Source organism: Arenimonas sp., from assembly GCF_041913985.1.
GTDB lineage: Bacteria > Pseudomonadota > Gammaproteobacteria > Xanthomonadales > Xanthomonadaceae > Arenimonas.
The window spans coordinates 42,355-59,077 of the sequence record NZ_JAYSEG010000009.1 but is presented as its reverse complement, the minus strand read 5'-3'; the positions used below and the strand labels follow the sequence as shown (position 1 = coordinate 59,077).

At 71.7% G+C, this 16,723-nt stretch carries 12 protein-coding genes; 8 read left to right on the top strand and 4 right to left on the bottom strand.

Going from position 1 to position 16,723, the window contains the following annotated elements:
• The first annotated feature begins 34 nt into the window (after positions 1-34).
• From ACE3Q2_RS04665 to ACE3Q2_RS04645, 5 genes are all read left to right on the top strand, one after another.
• Entirely contained in the window at positions 35-6,115 is a 6,081-nt protein-coding gene (locus ACE3Q2_RS04665; protein WP_374473141.1) for a PAS domain S-box protein, read from the top strand.
• A 76-nt stretch (positions 6,116-6,191) separates the two neighbouring features.
• Positions 6,192-6,626, top strand: coding sequence for a response regulator (locus tag ACE3Q2_RS04660; RefSeq protein WP_374473139.1), 435 nt, complete (start codon positions 6,192-6,194; stop codon positions 6,624-6,626).
• Complete coding sequence (locus ACE3Q2_RS04655; protein ID WP_374473137.1) at positions 6,623-9,052, top strand: EAL domain-containing protein; 2,430 nt, start codon at positions 6,623-6,625, stop codon at positions 9,050-9,052. The genes ACE3Q2_RS04660 and ACE3Q2_RS04655 overlap by 4 nt, the downstream gene beginning before the upstream one ends.
• A 72-nt stretch (positions 9,053-9,124) precedes the next feature.
• Entirely contained in the window at positions 9,125-10,045 is a 921-nt protein-coding gene (gene rocF / locus ACE3Q2_RS04650) for an arginase (RefSeq protein ID WP_374473135.1), read from the top strand.
• Between the two features lie 75 nt (positions 10,046-10,120).
• Positions 10,121-10,273, top strand: coding sequence for an entericidin A/B family lipoprotein (locus ACE3Q2_RS04645; protein WP_084062930.1), 153 nt, complete (start codon positions 10,121-10,123; stop codon positions 10,271-10,273).
• Positions 10,274-10,342: 69 nt separating this feature from the next.
• Here ACE3Q2_RS04645 and ACE3Q2_RS04640 read toward each other — a convergent pair whose 3' ends face one another.
• Positions 10,343-11,095: a hypothetical protein gene (locus ACE3Q2_RS04640; protein ID WP_231696426.1), complete on the bottom strand. Its 753-nt coding sequence runs from the start codon at positions 11,093-11,095 to the stop codon at positions 10,343-10,345.
• 108 nt (positions 11,096-11,203) lie between these two features.
• Here ACE3Q2_RS04640 and ACE3Q2_RS04635 point away from each other — a divergent pair, with 108 nt between their 5' ends.
• From ACE3Q2_RS04635 to ACE3Q2_RS04625, 3 genes are read left to right on the top strand one after another with little or no spacing between them, the layout of a single operon-like run.
• The gene (locus ACE3Q2_RS04635; protein WP_231696425.1) at positions 11,204-12,523 is read left to right on the top strand and encodes a tryptophan--tRNA ligase; all 1,320 of its coding nucleotides are present in this window, start codon (positions 11,204-11,206) and stop codon (positions 12,521-12,523) included.
• A complete protein-coding gene (locus ACE3Q2_RS04630; RefSeq protein ID WP_231696424.1) occupies positions 12,523-12,837 on the top strand; it encodes a hypothetical protein in 315 nt (104 codons plus the stop codon). The genes ACE3Q2_RS04635 and ACE3Q2_RS04630 overlap by 1 nt, the downstream gene beginning before the upstream one ends.
• Before the next feature lie 51 nt (positions 12,838-12,888).
• Positions 12,889-13,971, top strand: coding sequence for a GGDEF domain-containing protein (locus ACE3Q2_RS04625; protein WP_374473131.1), 1,083 nt, complete (start codon positions 12,889-12,891; stop codon positions 13,969-13,971).
• Between the two features lie 4 nt (positions 13,972-13,975).
• Here ACE3Q2_RS04625 and ACE3Q2_RS04620 read toward each other — a convergent pair whose 3' ends face one another.
• Genes ACE3Q2_RS04620 through ACE3Q2_RS04610 form a run of 3 tightly spaced genes read right to left on the bottom strand, consistent with a single transcriptional unit; the run spans position 13,976 to position 16,722 of the window.
• Positions 13,976-14,365, bottom strand: a complete 390-nt coding sequence (locus ACE3Q2_RS04620) for a VOC family protein (RefSeq protein WP_231696422.1) — start codon at positions 14,363-14,365, stop codon at positions 13,976-13,978.
• Entirely contained in the window at positions 14,365-15,732 is a 1,368-nt protein-coding gene (locus tag ACE3Q2_RS04615; RefSeq protein WP_231696421.1) for a dihydrolipoamide acetyltransferase family protein, read from the bottom strand. Before ACE3Q2_RS04615 ends, ACE3Q2_RS04620 begins: the two co-directional genes overlap by 1 nt.
• Positions 15,733-15,741: 9 nt before the next feature.
• Entirely contained in the window at positions 15,742-16,722 is a 981-nt protein-coding gene (locus ACE3Q2_RS04610; protein WP_374473128.1) for an alpha-ketoacid dehydrogenase subunit beta, read from the bottom strand.
• Position 16,723 lies beyond the last annotated feature (1 nt).

Here is a 16,723-nt window from a genome sequence, read left to right as displayed (position 1 = left end):
GCGGGGGGCGGCGCCAGGAGGGCGCCGACCACGCATGGCGAGCGATCGCAAAGCGGCACAGGCCACCGGGAACGCCGCAGGGCAGGGCGACCCGCGGGCACGGCTGCTTGCCGTGCTGCTCGCCGCCGTGGGTGCGGTGGAGGCCGCCTGGCTCGACGCCTTCGTTCCTTCCGGCTGGCCGGCCTGGCTTTCGATGGCCCCCGTGGCCGTGCTGGCCGCCGGCCTCTGGCTGCGGGTGGACCGCCGGCGTTGGAAGGTGCTGGCCACGGGCCTGGCACTGGGCTCCCTGGGCCTGGCCATGGTGGCCTGGCCCGGCGCCGACGCCGCGACGCGCAGCGTGGCGCCCTGGCTGGCGTCGCTGGTGGGCGCCCTGGCGCTGGCCGCGCAGGCCGCCGGGCGGCACCCCGGGGTGTCGATGCTGGCGCGCGCCGCCGGTGGCCTGCTGCTGGCGCTGGTGCTGCTGGCGCTGCGTGCCCTGGTCGAGGGCGGCGGCAAGGCCCTGCCGCTGGGCATCGCGCCCTTGCTGGCCTGGGGCGGCGTCGCCGCCTGGCTGCTGGTGCGCGACCTCGAGCCGGGCCCGCAGCGCATGCTGCGCCTGTGTTCGGCGCTGCTCGCCGGCCTTGCCCTGCTGGTGATGGCCGGCTGGTGGCTGCACGCGCCGTACATCGTGCAGGGCGGCACCCGCTACGTGCCGATGCAGTTCAATACCGCCTTCTGCGCCTTCCTGATGGCCGTGGCCCTGCGCCTGCTCGCCACCGGCCGCCGGAACCTGGCGCTGCTGCCGCTGCTGCCGGTGGTGCTGCTGGCGCTGGTCAGCCTGGCCGAGGAATACGCCGGTTGGGCCGTGGGCGCGGGCGAATGGCTGCTCAGCCACGGCATCGTGGCCGAGGGCGTGGTGCCCGGCCGCATGGCGCCGAACACCGCCACCGCCTTCCTTCTCGGCATCCTGGGCGTGGTGCTGGCGCCTCCTGGGGGGCAGCGCAGCCCGGTGCGCTGGTCGGCCACCTGGGCCTGCGGCTTCGTGGTGACGGTGATCGCGCTGATCGTGCTCACCGGCTACGTGTTCGGCATCCCGGTGCTGCGCGGCTGGGGCTCGCACACGCCGATGGCGCTGATGACCGGCGTGTCCATGGCGCTGATCGGCATCGGGCTGGGCTTCGGTGGCGCCGAGATCCAGCGCACGCTGCGGCAGCGGGCGGCCTGGATGCCGGTGGTGGTGGCGCTGGGCGCCACGGCCGCGTCGGTGCTGATGTGGTACGCGATCGACCGCGACCAGGGCCGTCGCGCGCAGCTTGAGCTCGAGCAGCGGGCGGAGCTGGTGCGCCGTTCCATCGAGACCGGCGAGCAGGGCCGCAGCGACGCGCTGCGGCGCATGTCCGAACGCCTCGCCGGCGCCAGCGGCGAAGAAGAGCGGCAACACCTGTTCCGGCTCGATTCGGCCATCTACCTGCGCGACTTCCCGAGCTTCGCCTCCGTGCTCTGGGTGGACCCGGAGACGCGGGTGATGGGCACCCTGCAGCGCGAGGGTTTCGCCGCCGACGTGCTGGGCATCCGGCTCGATTTCGAGCGGGTGCGCGCCGAGGCCTTCGAGCGGGCGCGCCGCAGCGGCATGCCCGAGAAGTCGCGGCCCATCCTGCTGCTCAACGGGCGGCCGGGCGAGCTGCTCATCGCGCCGATGGTGGGCGCGGAGGGCTTCCAGGGCTACGTGGCCGCCGCGGTCATGCACGACGATCTTTACCCGCGCGTGCTGGCCTCGGTGGCGGAGGAAAACGCGCTGCGCATCCGGCACGGCGGCACGCTGCTCTACCAGCGCGGCATGCCGGGCGCCGCGGCGCCGCTGGTGCTGCCTATCGAAGGACCCGACGACCAGCTGGTCATGGAAATCTGGCCCGCCGCGGAGGCCGAAGGCGCGCCGCTGGCGAACCTGCTGCTGTTCACCGGCCTGCTCGGCGGCGGCCTGCTGGCGCTGGCGCTCAGGCTGGCTGGCCTGGCGCGCGAGCGCGCCGAGGAGGCCGAGCGCAAGGGCACCGAGCTGGCCTGCCAGATGGCCGAGGCCGAACGCGCGCGCGCGGCGCTGGGCGAGGCCGAACAGGAGCTCTCCCAGGTTTTCGGCAGCATCAGCGACGCCTTCTACACGCTCGACCGCGACTGGCGCTTCGTGTTCGTGAACCCGCGCGCCGAGCAGCTGATGCAGCGCCCGCGCGAGGCGCTGGTCGGCACCCGGGTCTGGGACGCGTTCCCCGAAGCGCGCGACTCGGTGATCGAGCGGGAGTTCCGCGACGCGGTCACCAACAACCGGGCCCGTGAATTCGAAGTGCACTTCCCGCCGCTGTCGGCCTGGTTCTACGCGCGGGTGTTCCCGCACCCGCACGGCCTGGCGGTGTATTTCCAGGACATCAGCGAGCGCAAGCGCGCCGAGGCGGGCATGGTCAAGGCGCGCGCGGCCTCGGAGCGCGCCCAGCAGATCGCCCAGCTCGGCAGCTGGGAATACGACCTGGCCACCGGCGAGCTGTCCTGGTCGCCGGAAGTGCTGCGCATCTTCGGCCTGCCGCGCGGGCAGGCCCGCAACAGCCTGCCGGCGATGCTGCAGCTGGTGCATTTCGAGGACCGCGGGCGCCTGCAGGACGCGCAGCGGCGCCTGCACGCCGGCGAAGCCGAGCTCGACATCGAATACCGCATCGTCCGGCCCGACGGCGAAACCCGCTTCGTGCGCGAGCTGGGCACCCTGGTGCGCGACGAGGCCGGCACGCCGGTGGCGGCTTCGGGCGCCATCCAGGACGTCACCCAGCGGCACCAGTCGGAGGACGCGCTGCGCGAGCTCTCGCGCCGGCTCGAGCAGTCGCTGGTGATGAACCGGCTGGTGCTGGAGAACTCGCTCGACGTCATCTGCGTCATCGACGCCAACGGCCGCTTCACGCAGGTGAGCAGCGCCTGCCAGGCGCTGTGGGGCTTCCTGCCCGGCGAGCTGGTGGGCCGGGCCTACTTCGACCTGGCCCACCCCGACGACCGCGCCAACACCCTGCGCGAAGGCGCCGCGGTGCTGGCCGGCCGGCCCACGGTGGACTTCCGCAACCGCGTGCTGCGCAAGGACGGCAGCGTGGTGTCCATGCAGTGGTCGGCGGTGTGGTCGCCGCGCGAGCGGCTGATGTTCGCCGTGGCGCGCGACGTCACCGAGGCCGAGCGCCAGGCCAACGCCCTGCGCGAGGCGAAGGAAAGCCTGCAGCGCGCCCAGCAGGTGGCGCGCATGGGCGCCTGGGAATTCGACATCGCCGCGAACTCGCTGCGCTGGTCCGACGAGGTCTACAGCATCTTCCACGTCCGACCGGGCGAGTTCGAAGGTACCTTCGAGGCCTTCACCGCGCGCGTGTACCCCGAGGACCTGGCGCGGCTGCAGGCGGCCCAGCAGCGCATGCTCGAGGGCGGCCCCGACATGGACGTGGAGCACCGCATCGTGCTGCCCGACGGCAGCGTCGGCCACGTGCACGAGCGCGCCCGCGTGCTGCGCGGCGAGGACGGCCGGCCCTGGCTCATTTCCGGCAGCGTGCAGGACATCACCGAGCGAAAGCGGGCGCGGCAGCTGGAAGCGGGGCAGCGCAGCGTGCTGGCCAGCATCGCGGCGCGGCGGCCGCTCACCGACAGCCTGCTGGCCACCACCCGCGTCTGCGAGGAGCAGTTCGCCGGGGCCCTGTGTTCGATCCTGCTGCTCGACGAAAGCGGCCAGCACGTGCTGCAGGGCGCGGCGCCCAGCCTGCCGGCGGCCTACAACGCCGCGGTGCATGGCCTGGCGATCGGGCCCAAGGCCGGCTCCTGCGGCACCGCGGCCTGGCGCGGCGAACGCGTGGTGGTCACCGACATCGAAACCGACCCGCTCTGGGAAGACTACCGGGGGCTGGCGCGCGAGCACGGCCTGCGCGCCTGCTGGTCCACGCCGGTGAAATCCTCCTCGGGCAAGGTGTTGGCCACCTTCGCCACCTACTACCGCGAACCGCGCGAGCCGACGCCGGCCGAGCTGGCCACCATCGACGGCCTCGCCTCGCTGGTGGCGGTGGCGATCGAGCACGCCGAGGCCTACCGCAACCTCGAGCTGGGCGAGCAGCGCTTCCGCTCCCTGTTCGACGAGCACCCGGACGCGGTGTATTCGCTCGACCTCGAGGGGCGCTACACCTCGGTCAACGACAGTTTCGCCCACCTCGCCGGCGTCGAGCCGGCGCAGGTGATCGGCCAGCGCTTCGACGAGCGCACGGTGCCGGAGCACCGCGACGTGGTGCGCGCGCACTTCGAAGCCGCCTGCCGGGGCGAGGCCCGCAGCTACGAGATGGCCGGCCTGGCCGTGGACGGCTCGCGGGTGGAGCTGCGCGTCACCAACCTGCCTATCGTGGTCGAGGGCCGGGTCACGGGCGTGTTCGGCATCGCCCAGGACATCAGCCTGCTGCACAAGCACCAGCGCGAACTGTCCGGTGCGCTCGACGCGGCCGACCAGCTCAGCCGCCAGCTGCAGCGGCTCAGCGAAGCCTCCATCGCCATCAACCGCGACCTCGGCGAAGCGACGCTGTACCAGCAGCTGGTGGACAAGGTCCGCGAGATCGTCGGCGCGCACCAGGCGGTCGTCAGCGTCGAGCCTTCCGAGGGCGGTACCCAGCTGATCAGCGCCATGTCGCTGTCGGAGAAGTACGCCCAGTGGCGCGACTACGACGCGCCGATCGACTGCACCGGCATCTACATGATGGTGGGCGAACAGCAGAAGCCGATGCGCATGGGCCAGGCCGAGCTCGAGGCCCACCCCCGTTGGCGCGGCTTCGGCGCCGAGGCCTCGCGGCACCCGCCGATGCGCGGCTGGCTGGCCGTGCCCCTGGTGGGCAGCGACGGCAAGACCTTGGGCATCCTGCAGCTGAGCGACAAGTACCGGGGCGAATTCAACGCCGACGACGAGCAGGTGGCCATGCAGTTCGCGCAGATGGCGGTGATCGCCATCGAGCGCGCGCGGCTGCTGACCCGGCTGGGCGTGCGCGACCGCTTCTTCGAGATGTCGCTGGAGGTCTTCGTGGTCTTCGACCCGGCGAGCCAGCGCTTCGTCCAGGTCAACCCCATGCTCAGCGAGATCACCGGCTACAGCCGCGAGGAGCTTTGCAGCCGCGAGATCCAGGCCTTCGTGCATCCCGACGACTGGCCCAAGACCGGCGACCGCGCCGCGGCCCTGGCCGGGCGCCAGGCCGTGCCCACCGCCTTCGTCAACCGCTACGTGCGCCGCGACGGCGGCGTGCGCTGGATGGAGTGGATGTCCTCGCCCGACGACGACGGGCTGGTGTATGCCGTGGGCCGCGACATCACCGAGCGCCTGCGCTCCGAGGCGGCGCTGCGCCAGACCCTGGCCGACCTCAACAACCGCAACCGCGAGCTGCAGGACTTCGCCTTCATCGCCTCGCACGACCTGCAGGAGCCGCTGCGCAAGATCCGCGCCTTCGCCGACCGCCTGCAGCAGCGCCATGCCGAGGGCCTGGCCGCCGAGGCGCGCGACTACCTCGACCGCACCAGCCAGGCCGCCGCGCGCATGCAGGTGCTGATCGACGACCTGCTGGCCTATTCGCGGGTGGCGGCGCGCGGCAAGCCCTTCAAGCCGGTGGACCTGGGCCAGGTGCTGGCCGGCGTGCTGGACGACCTGGAGGCCGCGCTGGAGTCCAGCGGCGGCCGCGTGGTGGCCGGCCCGCTGCCCACGCTGGAGGGCGACCCGACCCAGCTGCGCCAGGTGTTCCAGAACCTGCTGTCGAACGCGCTCAAGTTCCGGTCCCCGGACCGGGCCCCGGTGGTCACCATCACGGCGGAACCTTCACCGGCCGAGGACGGTCCGGGCTGGATCCTGCGTTTTGAAGACAATGGCATCGGTTTCGAGCCGCGCCACGCCGAGAAGGTGTTCGGTCCGTTCCAGCGCCTGCACGCGCGCCAGGAATACGCCGGCACCGGCATCGGCCTGGCCATCGTGCGCCGGATCATCGAGCGGCACCGCGGCCAGATCCACGCCGAGGGAAGGCCCGGGGAGGGCGCCACTTTCGTGATCCGGCTCCCGCAAACGCAGCCGGCCGACCCGGCGCTTCTGGCGGGACCGATGGCGGAGTCGTAAAGTCGGGCGAGGCAGCCCGGGGATTGAGGGTAGAGACGTGGCGATGACGGCACCGCGGCAACCGATCACGATCCTGATGGCCGACGATGATCCCGACGACCGCCTGATGACCCAGGAGGCCTTCACGGAGTGCCGGCTGGGCAACCCGCTCAAGTTCGTCGCCGACGGCGAGGAGCTGATGGACTACCTGCAGCACCGCGGCGACTTCGCCGACGAAGGAGCCGCGCCCCGCCCGGGCCTGATCCTGCTCGACCTGAACATGCCCCGGAAGGACGGCCGCGAGGCCCTGCGCGAGATCAAGGCCGACCCGGCCCTGCGCGGCATCCCGGTCGTCATCCTCACCACCTCCAAGGCCGAGGAGGACGTGGTGCGCAGCTACCGCGACGGCGTCAATTCCTTCATCACCAAACCGGTGACCTTCACGGCGCTGATCGAGGTCGTGCAGACCCTGGGCAAGTACTGGCTGCAGGTGGTGGACCTGCCGGGCGCGCAGGAAGGGACGACGCGTTGAACGACACGCCGCTCCGGGTCCTGGTGGTCGACGACGACGAAGAGGACTTCCTGATCCTGCGCGACCTGCTGGCGGACTACCCGCAGGGCCGGTTCGAGCTCGACTGGGTGGGCACGCTGGAAGCGGGCGTCGCCGCGCTGCGCGCCAACGCGCACGACGTGTTCCTGGTCGACTACCACCTCGGCCCCGACAACGGCATGGACCTGGTGCGGCTGGCCGTGGCCGAGCACAGCGCGCACCGCCCGGTGATCATGCTCACTGGCCAGGGCAATCCCGAAGTGGACCGCGAGGCCCTGGCCGCCGGCGCCTCCGACTACCTGGTCAAGGGCAGCATCGACGCCGAGAAGCTGGCGCGCTCGCTGCGCTACGCCGCCGAGCGTTCGCGCCAGATCGCCCAGATCGAGGACGGCAAGCGCCGCTACCGGCTGCTGTTCGAACTCAACCCGTTCCCGACCTGGGTGTACGACACGGCCACCTTCCGCTTCGTGGCGGCGAACGACGCCATGGTGGCCAACTACGGCTACGACCGCGAAGAACTGCAGCGGATGTCGGTGATGGACATCCGCGACCCGGACGAGGCCGGACGGCTGCGCGAATTCCTGGCCGGCTGGGGCAACCGGTCGGGCAACGCCGGCGTCTGGCGGCACCGGCGCAAGGACGGCAGCCTGCTCTGGGCCGACATCACCACCCATTCGATCGAGCTCGACGGCAAGCGCTGCCGCATGGTGATCGCGCACGACATCACCCGCCAGCGCGCCGCGCAGGAGCAGCTGTTGCTGCTGCAGCGCGCGGTCGAGTCGAGCATGAACGGCATCGTCATCGCCGACGCCCAGGCGCCGGACATGCCCATCATCTACGTCAACCCGTCCTTCGAGCGCATGACCGGCTACACCGCCGAGCAGGCGATCGGCCGCAACTGCCGCTTCCTGCAGGGCGAGGAGCGGAACCAGCCCGAGCTGGAAATCCTGCGCCGCACGCTGCGCGGGGGCGGCGACTGCAACGTCATCCTGCGCAACTTCCGCAGCGACGGCGAACTGTTCTGGAACCACCTGTTCATCTCGCCCGTGCGCGACGAGGCCGGCACGCTCACCCATTTCGTCGGCATCCAGAACGACCTCACCGAGCGCCGCCAGGTCGAAGCCGAGCTGGCCTACGCCGCCAACCACGACCCGGTGACCGGCCTGCCGCGCTTCCCCATCCTCGAGGCCGCGCTGGGCGGGCTGCTCGACGATGAAAGCGCGGAGGTCTCGCTGCTGTTCATCGACCTCGACCATTTCCACGCCATCAACGAGTCCATGGGTCACGTGATCGGCGACGAGGCCCTGCGCATCCTCGCCGGCCGCATGAGCGAGGTGCTGGGCGGGCCCGGCTACCTGGCGCGTTTCGCCGGCGACGAGTTCGTGGCGGTGGTGCCGCATGCCACGCGCGAACAGGTGCTGGCCACGGCCGAGGCCCTGCGCGCGACCGTCGCCCAGCCCATCGAGGGCGACGGCTACCGGCTCTTCCTCACCGCCAGCGTGGGCATCGCCCGTTCGCCCGAACACGGCACCTCGGGCATGGACCTGCTGCGCCGCGCCGAGGCAGCCATGACCCGCGCCAAGGGCCAGGGCCGCGACGGCGTGTGCGAGTTCTCGGCCGCCCAGATGCAGGAACTGGAAGACCGCCTGGTGCTCGGCGCCCGCCTGCGCGAGGCCATCACGCGCAATGAGCTCGAGCTGCACTACCAGCCCCAGCTCGACGCCGGCGACCGCCGCGTCACCGGCTTCGAGGCGCTGGTGCGCTGGAACAGCCCGGAGCTGGGCCGCGTGCCGCCGGGCCGCTTCATCCCCATCGCCGAGGCCCTGGGCCTGATGCCGGAGGTGGGCCTGTGGGTGCTCAACGAGGCCTGCCGCCAGCTGCGTGCCTGGCTGGACCAGGGCTTCGGCGGCTTCACGGTGGCGGTGAATTTCTCGGCCCAGCAGCTGCAGCGGCCGGACATCGTGCCCCTGGTGGCCGACGCGCTGGCGCGCCACGGCGTGCCCGGCCGGATGCTCGAGATCGAACTCACCGAAAGTTCGCTGATGGAAAACGTCGAGCGCGTGCAGGTGCGCCTGGCGGAGCTCAAGGCGCTGGGCGTGTCGCTGTCGCTGGACGACTTCGGCACCGGCTATTCGAGCCTGGCCTACCTCAAGCAGTTCTCGCTCGACAAGCTCAAGATCGACCGCAGCTTCGTCAAGGACCTGCCCGAGAACAGCGCCGACTCGGCCATCGCCCGCACCATCGTCGCGGTCGGCCACGAGCTGAAGATGGTGGTGGCGGCCGAGGGCGTGGAAACCGAGGAGCAGGCGTTGTTCCTGCGCCAGATCGGCTGCGACGAACTGCAGGGTTTCCACTTCGGGCGTCCGGCCGCGGCCGCCGAAGTGGCCGGCCTGCTACCGCGCGCCTGAGCCTCGGTTGGCGGGGCGGGGCCGGGCGGCTTATCCTGCGGCTCCCCCGGAAGACACGGAGCCAGCCGCCCCATGAGCCTGTCGCGTACGCTCGCGCTGATCGGCGCCCCCACCGACATCGGCGCCGGCCACCGCGGCGCTTCCATGGGCCCCGAGGCCCTGCGCGTCGCCGGGCTGGCCGAAGCCCTGCGCGAGCGCGGCCTGGAAGTGCTGGACGTGGGCAACCTCAGCGGTCCCGTGAACCCGTGGCTGCCGCCGACCGAGGGCTACCGCCATCTCGAGGAAGTAGTGGCCTGGAACCGCGCGGTGATGGACGCCGTGCACGCCCAGCTCGGCCAGGGCCGGCTGCCGGTGCTGCTGGGCGGCGACCACTGCCTGGGCGTGGGCAGCATCACCGCGGTGGCGCGCCACTGCCGCGAAACCGGCAGGAAGCTGCGCATCCTCTGGCTCGACGCGCACGCCGACTTCAACACCAGTTCGGTCACGCCCTCGGGCAACGTGCACGGCATGCCGGTGGCCTGCCTGTGCGGCCTGGGCCCGCGGGCGCTGACGCACCTGGGCGGCCAGGCGCCGGCGATCGACCCGTCCGAGATCCGGCAGGTGGGCATCCGGTCGGTGGACCAGGGCGAAAAGCGCCTGGTCAAGGAATTCGGCCTCGACATCTACGACATGCGCTACATCGACGAGATCGGCATGAAGCGCGCGATGGAGGAGGCGCTGGAGGGCGTGGACGAAAACACCCACCTGCACGTGAGCTTCGACGTGGACTTCCTGGACCCGGCCATCGCGCCCGGCGTGGGCACCACCGTGCCCGGCGGCCCGAACTACCGCGAGGCGCAGCTGGTGATGGAGATGATCGCCGACACCGGCCGGCTTGGTTCGCTCGACATCGTCGAGCTCAACCCGGCCTTCGACGAGCACAACCGCACCGGCAAGCTGGCCGTGGACCTGGTCGAAAGCCTGTTCGGCAAGTCCACGCTGATGCGCGATTGAGCGCCGCCCCGGGCCCGGCTTGACCCGGCCGGGGCCTGGGATAGACTCGCCAAAACCCTTTCCGGAGCCGCCGAAATGACCCGTTCCCGCCTCGTCCTGCTGGCCCTGCTGGCTGCCTTCGCCCTGTCGGGCTGCAACACCATCGCCGGTATCGGCAAGGACGTGAAGAAGGCCGGCGAAGTGGTTTCCGACACCGCCGAGGACTGCAAGGGCGGCTGCGACGACTGATTCGCCTCGCCGCGTTCGAATCACAAGGCGCAGGCCGGGCAGCGATGCCCGGCCTGCGTCGTTCCGGGCTCAGGGATCGGGCGTGAAGCCCACCGGGAAGGCCTCGGGGGCGTCCCAGCGCGGCGGGAGGACGCCGCGGGCCACCAGCGCCTCGGTGGCGTCGTACCACAGGGACATCACCTGGTCGGGTCGGTCGCTCTCGCGCTCGAAGCGCGTGCGGCGGGCGTCGCTGCGCAGGCGTTCGCCATGGCCGGTGCCGAGCTGCTGGCGCGCCACCGGCGCCGCGGGCGCGCGGGATTCCATCGCCGGCGCCGCGGCATCGGCGCTGGCGCCGGCCTTCGCCTGGGCCTCGGCGCGGGTGCCGTACACCGTGATTTCCTCGAGCTCGCGCTCACGGAACGCCGCCACGCCGATCACGCCGACGTTTTGCGGCCGGCCCGTGCGCGCGGCGTAGCTGTCGCCCAGCGCGGTGAAGTGGAAGGCGGCGACGCTGGAGAGGTCCTTGCGCCAGCCGCGCACTTCCAGCCGCTGCCAGGGTTCGAGCACGTAGCCCGACTGCCCGGTGCCGGCGGTCTGGCCGGTGATGGCGTTCACGCCGTCCACCGAGAGCACGGCCAGCACCCGGCGCGGGGTCAGGTTCTGCAGCACCACGGCGTAGCGGTGGCCGGGCCGGCCTTCGATGTACTGGCGGCCCTCGTGCGGGTGGCGGACGAGGAACTGGTTGTCCTCGAGGTCGAGCACGTGCAGGTCCACCAGCATTTCGGCGCGGGCGCAGCCCGGCAGCGTGGACAGGGCGAGGAGCAGGGCGAAGAGGCGTTTCATGGCGGTGGTCTCCGGGGTGGGTGTACGGGAAACAACGTTCCCCTCCCGGGCGCGGGGTTGGCCGGCCGAGGCGGTAAACTTGCCGGGTTTCCCCGAGCGAACCCCTTCATGTCCGTGACCCGCGTCCTGACCGGCATCACCACGTCCGGCACCCCCCACCTGGGCAACTACGCCGGCGCCATCCGCCCCGCCGTGGCCGCCAGCCGGCGCGCCGGCGTGGAGAGCTTCTATTTCCTGGCCGACTACCACGCGCTGATCAAGACCGCCGACCCGGCGCGCGTGCAGCGCTCGACGCTCGAGATCGCCGCCAGCTGGCTGGCCTGCGGCCTGGACCCGGACAAGGTGTGGTTCTACCGCCAGTCCGACATCCCCGAGATTCCCGAGCTCACCTGGCTGCTCACCTGCGTGGCCGGCAAGGGCATCCTCAACCGCGCGCACGCCTACAAGGCGGCCGTGGACAAGAACCGCGAGGCGGGCGAGGACGACGACGCCGGCGTCACTGCGGGCCTGTTCATGTACCCGGTGCTGATGGCCGCCGACATCCTGATGTTCAAGGCGCATTCGGTGCCGGTGGGCCGCGACCAGATCCAGCACATCGAGATGGCGCGCGACTTCGGCGCGCGCTTCAACCACCTCTACGGCGAGCATTTCGTGCTGCCCGAGGCGGCCATCGAGGAGAACGTGGCCACGCTGCCCGGCCTCGACGGCCGCAAGATGAGCAAGAGCTACGACAACACCATCCCGCTGTTCGCGCCGCGCGACGAGCTGCGCAAGCGGGTGTTCTCCATCCTCACCGACTCGCGCGCGCCCGGCGAGCCCAAGGCCACCGAGGGCTCGGCGCTGTTCCAGCTCTACCAGGCCTTCGCCACCCCGGCGCAAACGGCGGAGTTCGCCGTCGCCTTCGCCGCCGGCATCGGCTGGGGCGAGGCCAAGCAGGCGCTGTTCGAACTGCTCGACGCCGAGCTGGCGCCGCTGCGCGGGAAGTACGAGGCACTGATGGCGCGCCCCGACCATATCGAAGCCGTGCTGCGCGCCGGCGCCGAAAAAGCCCGCGCCATCGCCACGCCGCTGATGCTCGAGCTGCGCCGCGCCGTCGGCCTGCGCGACCTGCGCGAGCAGGCCGGCGGCAAGAAGGAGGCGAAGGCCAAGGCGGCGCTGCCGGTGTTCAAGCAGTATCGCGAGAAGGACGGTCGCTTCCACTTCAAGCTGGTGGATGCGTTCGGGCGCGAATTGCTGGTGAGCCCGGGTTTCGCCTCGCCGCGCGAAGCCGGCCAGGCCGTGGCCGCGCTCAAGGCCGGTGCCGGCACCCGGGCCTTCCGCGGCGACGCGCTGTGGCTGGACGAGGCGGAAGTGGCGCGCCTGGCCGAGGGCATCGAGGCCGGCGACGTGATCGCCGCGCTCGAGGCCTTCGCGGCGGAGGAGGCGTGATGGCCGACGTCGCCGACCTCGCGCTGATCCTGTTCCTGCCCTGGTTCCTCATCCTGGGCGCGCTGTACTGGTTCTACCCGCGCACGCTGGAGAAGTCGCCGGCGCGCCGCCGCTTCGACCTGGCGATGCTGGCCACGGCCTTCATGGCGGCGTTCTTCGCCGGCCGCTGGGGCTACGCGTTCGCCGACACCAGCATCGAAGCCGGCCCGATCTGGCGCCAGGTGCTGGCCAGCCTGCTGGCCTACAAGGCCTTCCTGCTGGTGGTGGCGGTGGCCTGGGCCTGGCGCGGCATGCGGTTCAGGAAGACCGCTTGATTGATGGCGTGCGGGGTCTAGACTGGGACGCAGACGCACCGGAGGCCTGCGATGGACGCGACACCGGAAGCCCATTTCCAGCCGCCACCGGGCGATGACGCGCGGCTCGCCGCGCTCCGCCGTTATCGCATCCTCGACAGCCTCGCCGAGCAGGCCTACGACGACGTCGTGAAGGTGGCCAGCACGCTCTGCGGCACCTCGCAGGCGGTGGTGAGCTTCGTCGACGAGACCCGGCAGTGGTTCAAGGCCAGCCTGGGCATCGAGGATGAGGAAACCCCGCGCAGCATCGCCTTCTGCGACGTCGCCATCCGCAGCCCCGGCGACGTGCTGGTGGTTCCCGACGCCTCCACCCACCCGGTCTTTCGCAACTACCCGCAGGTGACCGGGCCGGACCACCTGCGCTTCTATGCCGGTGTGCCGCTGGTCACGCCGGATGGCTTCGCGCTGGGTACGGTGTGCGTGCTCGACAGCCAGCCGCACGAACTGAGCGAGGCGCAGATAGAGGGACTCAGGGCGCTGTCGCGGCTGGTGGTGCGGCTGCTCGAGCTGCGCCGCGGCGAGCTCGAGAGCCGGCGCCAGCTCGTGGAGCGCGAACTCACCACCCAGAGCCTGCTGCGCTACCAGCGCGAGCTGGAAGCCCAGAACACCGAGCTCGAGGAAGAGGCCCGGCGCGACGCGCTCACCGGCCTGCTCAACCGCAGTGGCCTGCAGCGCGCCACCGAATTGGGCTGGGCCGGCACGGGGCCGTTTTCGGTGGCCGTGCTCGACCTCGACCACTTCAAGCGCGTGAACGACACTTTGGGCCACAGCGCCGGCGACGAGGTGATCCGCATCGCCGCCGAGGAAATCGGCCGCGGCGTGCGCGGCGGCGACGTGGCCGCGCGCTACGGCGGCGAGGAGTTCCTTCTGATGATGCCGGGCACGCCGCTGGCGGCGGCGGTGACGGTGGTGGAACGCATCCGCGAGGCGATCGCCGCACGCAGCGACTTGCCGACGCCGGTGACGCTGTCGGCCGGCGTGGCGGCCGGCGTGGCCGGGCGCCACGCGCCGGCACAGGTGTTCCAGGCGGCCGACCAGGCGCTGTACCTGGCCAAGCGGCGCGGCCGCAACCGCGTCGAGCTGGCGCCGGACTAGGGTTTCAGGGGTGGAACGTGGCGTTCGCGGCCGTCAGCGGCTCGCGGGCGCGCACCACGCAGAAGCGGTGCCCGGTGGGCGCCTGCAGCACGATCCAGCGGCCCTGGTGCGGGCGCGCCACTTCGCTGGCGCCGAGCGCCACCAGGCGCGCCGCCTCGGCTTCGATGTCGTCGCTTTCAATGTCCAGGTGCACGCGCGAGGGGTGCTGCACCTTCTGCACTTCGATGTGCAGGCCCAGCGCGCTGCCGTCGAGGCGGGCGTACTTGTCGAGGCCGTCCTCGTCGGGGTCCACCACGGGCAGGCCCAGGGCCTGGCTCCAGAACTCCGCGGCTGCGCCCAGCGAGCCGCCCTCGCAATCGATGATGAAACCCGCCAGCCGGCTGTGGTGCGGCATCAGCGCGCCCGCTGCAGGTCGTCGAGCAGGGCGCGCAGGAAGCGCGCAGCCTCGCCGCCGGTGGCGGCGCGGTGGTCGAAGGTGAGCGAGATGGGCATGATCCGGTGCGTTTCCAGCCCGCCCAGCACCGGCACCACCGCGTGGTGCAGGCGGCCGGCGCCGACGATGGCCACGCAGGGCGGCACCACCACCGGCGTAGCGTACTTGCCGGCGAAGACGCCGAAGTTGCTCAGCATGATGGTGTAGTCGCGCAGCTCTTCCGGCGGCAGCGTGCGGTTCTTCACGCCGTCGCGGGCGCGGTTGAGCGCGGCGCGCACCTGCACCGCGTCAAGGCGTTCGACGTTGCGCAGGTTGGCCACGAACAGGCCCTCGGCCGAATCGATGGCCACGCCCACGTCCACGCGGGCGTGGCGGCGCAGCGTGCCTTCCTTGGCGTTGAGCCAGGCGTTCATGGCCGGCTCCGCGGCCGAGGCCACGGCCAGGGCGCGGATCATGCGCGCCATGATGTCCTCGCCCGGGGCCCAGGCGTGGATGTCGGCGTCGTCCATCAGGGTGGTGGGCACGACTTCGGCGTGCGCGGCCGACATCGAGCGCACCATGTTGCGGCGCACGCCGCGGATGGGTTCGTCGACGTCGTAGTTGGCGGCGGCGCGCGGCGCGGCGGCGGCGCGCGGGCTCTCTCCCCGGCCCTCTCCCGCGGGCGGGAGAGGGGGAAGGGCGGGGCGCGGCGCGGTGCCCAGCGCGGCGTTGCCCGCGGCGGCGGCCTGCTTCACGTCGGCCATCGTCACCACGCCGTCGGCGCCGGTGGGGCGCACCCGGGCCAGGTCGACCTTGAGCTTCTTCGCCAGCGCGCGCACGGCCGGCATGGCCTTCACGCCGCCAACGGCCACGGCCTGTTCGCTGCGCACGGCGTCGGAGCTCTGCATGGCGCCAACGACCGTGCCTGCGTCGGAGGAGGCTGCCGGCGCCGCTGCAGGAGCGGCTTCAGCCGCGACCTGCGTGGGCGCCGTGGTCGCGGCTGAAGCCGATCCTACGGGGGCGGGAGCAGGGGCGGGCGCCGCGGCGGGCTTGTGGCCATGCGAATGGCCGGTGTCTTGCGCCTCGGCGCGTTGTGGCAGCGACGGGTCGAGCTCCACTTCCACCAGCCAGTGGCCGGTTTCAATCACGTCGCCGGCGCCGCCGGCCAGGCGCGTCACCTTGCCGGAATAGGGCGAGGGCACCTCGACCACGGCCTTGGCGGTTTCCATCGAAACCAGCGGCTCGTCGAGCTTCACCACGTCGCCGACCTTGACCAGCCACTCGACGATTTCCGCGTCGGGCAGGCCTTCGCCCAGGTCGGGCAGCAGGAACAGCTTCTTCTCGCTCATGTGATTTCCTCAGCCCGCCGCCAGCGTGCGCTTGGCCGCGGCGACGATCTTCTCCACGCTCGGCAGGTACTTCATCTCGAGGCGGAACAGGGGGATGTGGGTGTCGTAGCCGGTGACGCGCTCCACCGGCGCCAGCAGGTCGTACATGGACTGCTCGGCCAGGCGCGCGGCGATTTCGGCGCCGAAGCCGGCGGTCTTCGCGGCCTCGTGCACGATGACGCAGCGGCCGGTCTTGCCGACCGACTCGCGGATGGTGTCGAAGTCGAGCGGCTTGAGCGTGGCCACGTCGATCACTTCGGCGCTGATGCCTTCCTTCTCCAGCGCCTCGGCGGCTTCCAGCGTTTCCTTCACCTGCGCGCCCCAGGTGACCAGGGTCACGTCGGCGCCGTCGCGCAGCACGAAGCACACGTCCAGCGGCAGCGCCTCGCCGTCGTCGGGCACCTCTTCCTTGTACTGGCGGTAGATGCGCTTGGGCTCCATGAACACGACCGGGTCCGGGTCGCGGATGGCCGCAAGCAGCAGGCCGTAGGCGCGCTGCGGCGAGCTGGGCATCACCACGCGCAGGCCGGGCACGTTGGTGAAGATGGCTTCATTCGCCTCGCTGTGGTGCTCGGGCGCGCGGATGCCGCCGCCCCAGGGCACGCGCAGCACCATCGGGCAGGTGAGGCGGCCGCGGGTGCGGTAGCGGAAGCGCGCGGCGTGGCAGACGATGTGGTCCACCATCGGGTACATGAAGCCGTCGAACTGCGCCTCGGCCACCGGCTTCATGCCCTGCGAGGCCAGGCCGACGGTGAGGCCGGCGATGGTGGTTTCGTCCAGCGGCGTGTCGAGCACGCGCTGGTCGCCGAAGCGCTGCTGCAGGCCGGCGGTGGCGCGGAACACGCCGCCGTTCACGCCCACGTCCTCGCCCAGCACCAGCACGGTGTCGTCGTGGGCCATTTCCCAGGCCAGGGCCTGGGTGATGGCTTCGATCAGGGTGATGGCGGCCATC

Coding starts and splice junctions, on each gene's coding strand:
- ACE3Q2_RS04665 (WP_374473141.1), top strand. CDS start 35: ATGGCGAGCGATCGCAAAGCGGCACAGGCCACCGGGAACGCCGCAGGG.
- ACE3Q2_RS04660 (WP_374473139.1), top strand. CDS start 6,192: ATGGCCGACGATGATCCCGACGACCGCCTGATGACCCAGGAGGCCTTC.
- rocF (WP_374473135.1), top strand. CDS start 9,125: ATGAGCCTGTCGCGTACGCTCGCGCTGATCGGCGCCCCCACCGACATC.
- ACE3Q2_RS04645 (WP_084062930.1), top strand. CDS start 10,121: ATGACCCGTTCCCGCCTCGTCCTGCTGGCCCTGCTGGCTGCCTTCGCC.
- ACE3Q2_RS04640 (WP_231696426.1), bottom strand. CDS start 11,095: ATGAAACGCCTCTTCGCCCTGCTCCTCGCCCTGTCCACGCTGCCGGGC.
- ACE3Q2_RS04635 (WP_231696425.1), top strand. CDS start 11,204: ATGTCCGTGACCCGCGTCCTGACCGGCATCACCACGTCCGGCACCCCC.
- ACE3Q2_RS04630 (WP_231696424.1), top strand. CDS start 12,523: ATGGCCGACGTCGCCGACCTCGCGCTGATCCTGTTCCTGCCCTGGTTC.
- ACE3Q2_RS04625 (WP_374473131.1), top strand. CDS start 12,889: ATGGACGCGACACCGGAAGCCCATTTCCAGCCGCCACCGGGCGATGAC.
- ACE3Q2_RS04620 (WP_231696422.1), bottom strand. CDS start 14,365: ATGCCGCACCACAGCCGGCTGGCGGGTTTCATCATCGATTGCGAGGGC.
- ACE3Q2_RS04615 (WP_231696421.1), bottom strand. CDS start 15,732: ATGAGCGAGAAGAAGCTGTTCCTGCTGCCCGACCTGGGCGAAGGCCTG.
- ACE3Q2_RS04610 (WP_374473128.1), bottom strand. CDS start 16,722: ATGGCCGCCATCACCCTGATCGAAGCCATCACCCAGGCCCTGGCCTGG.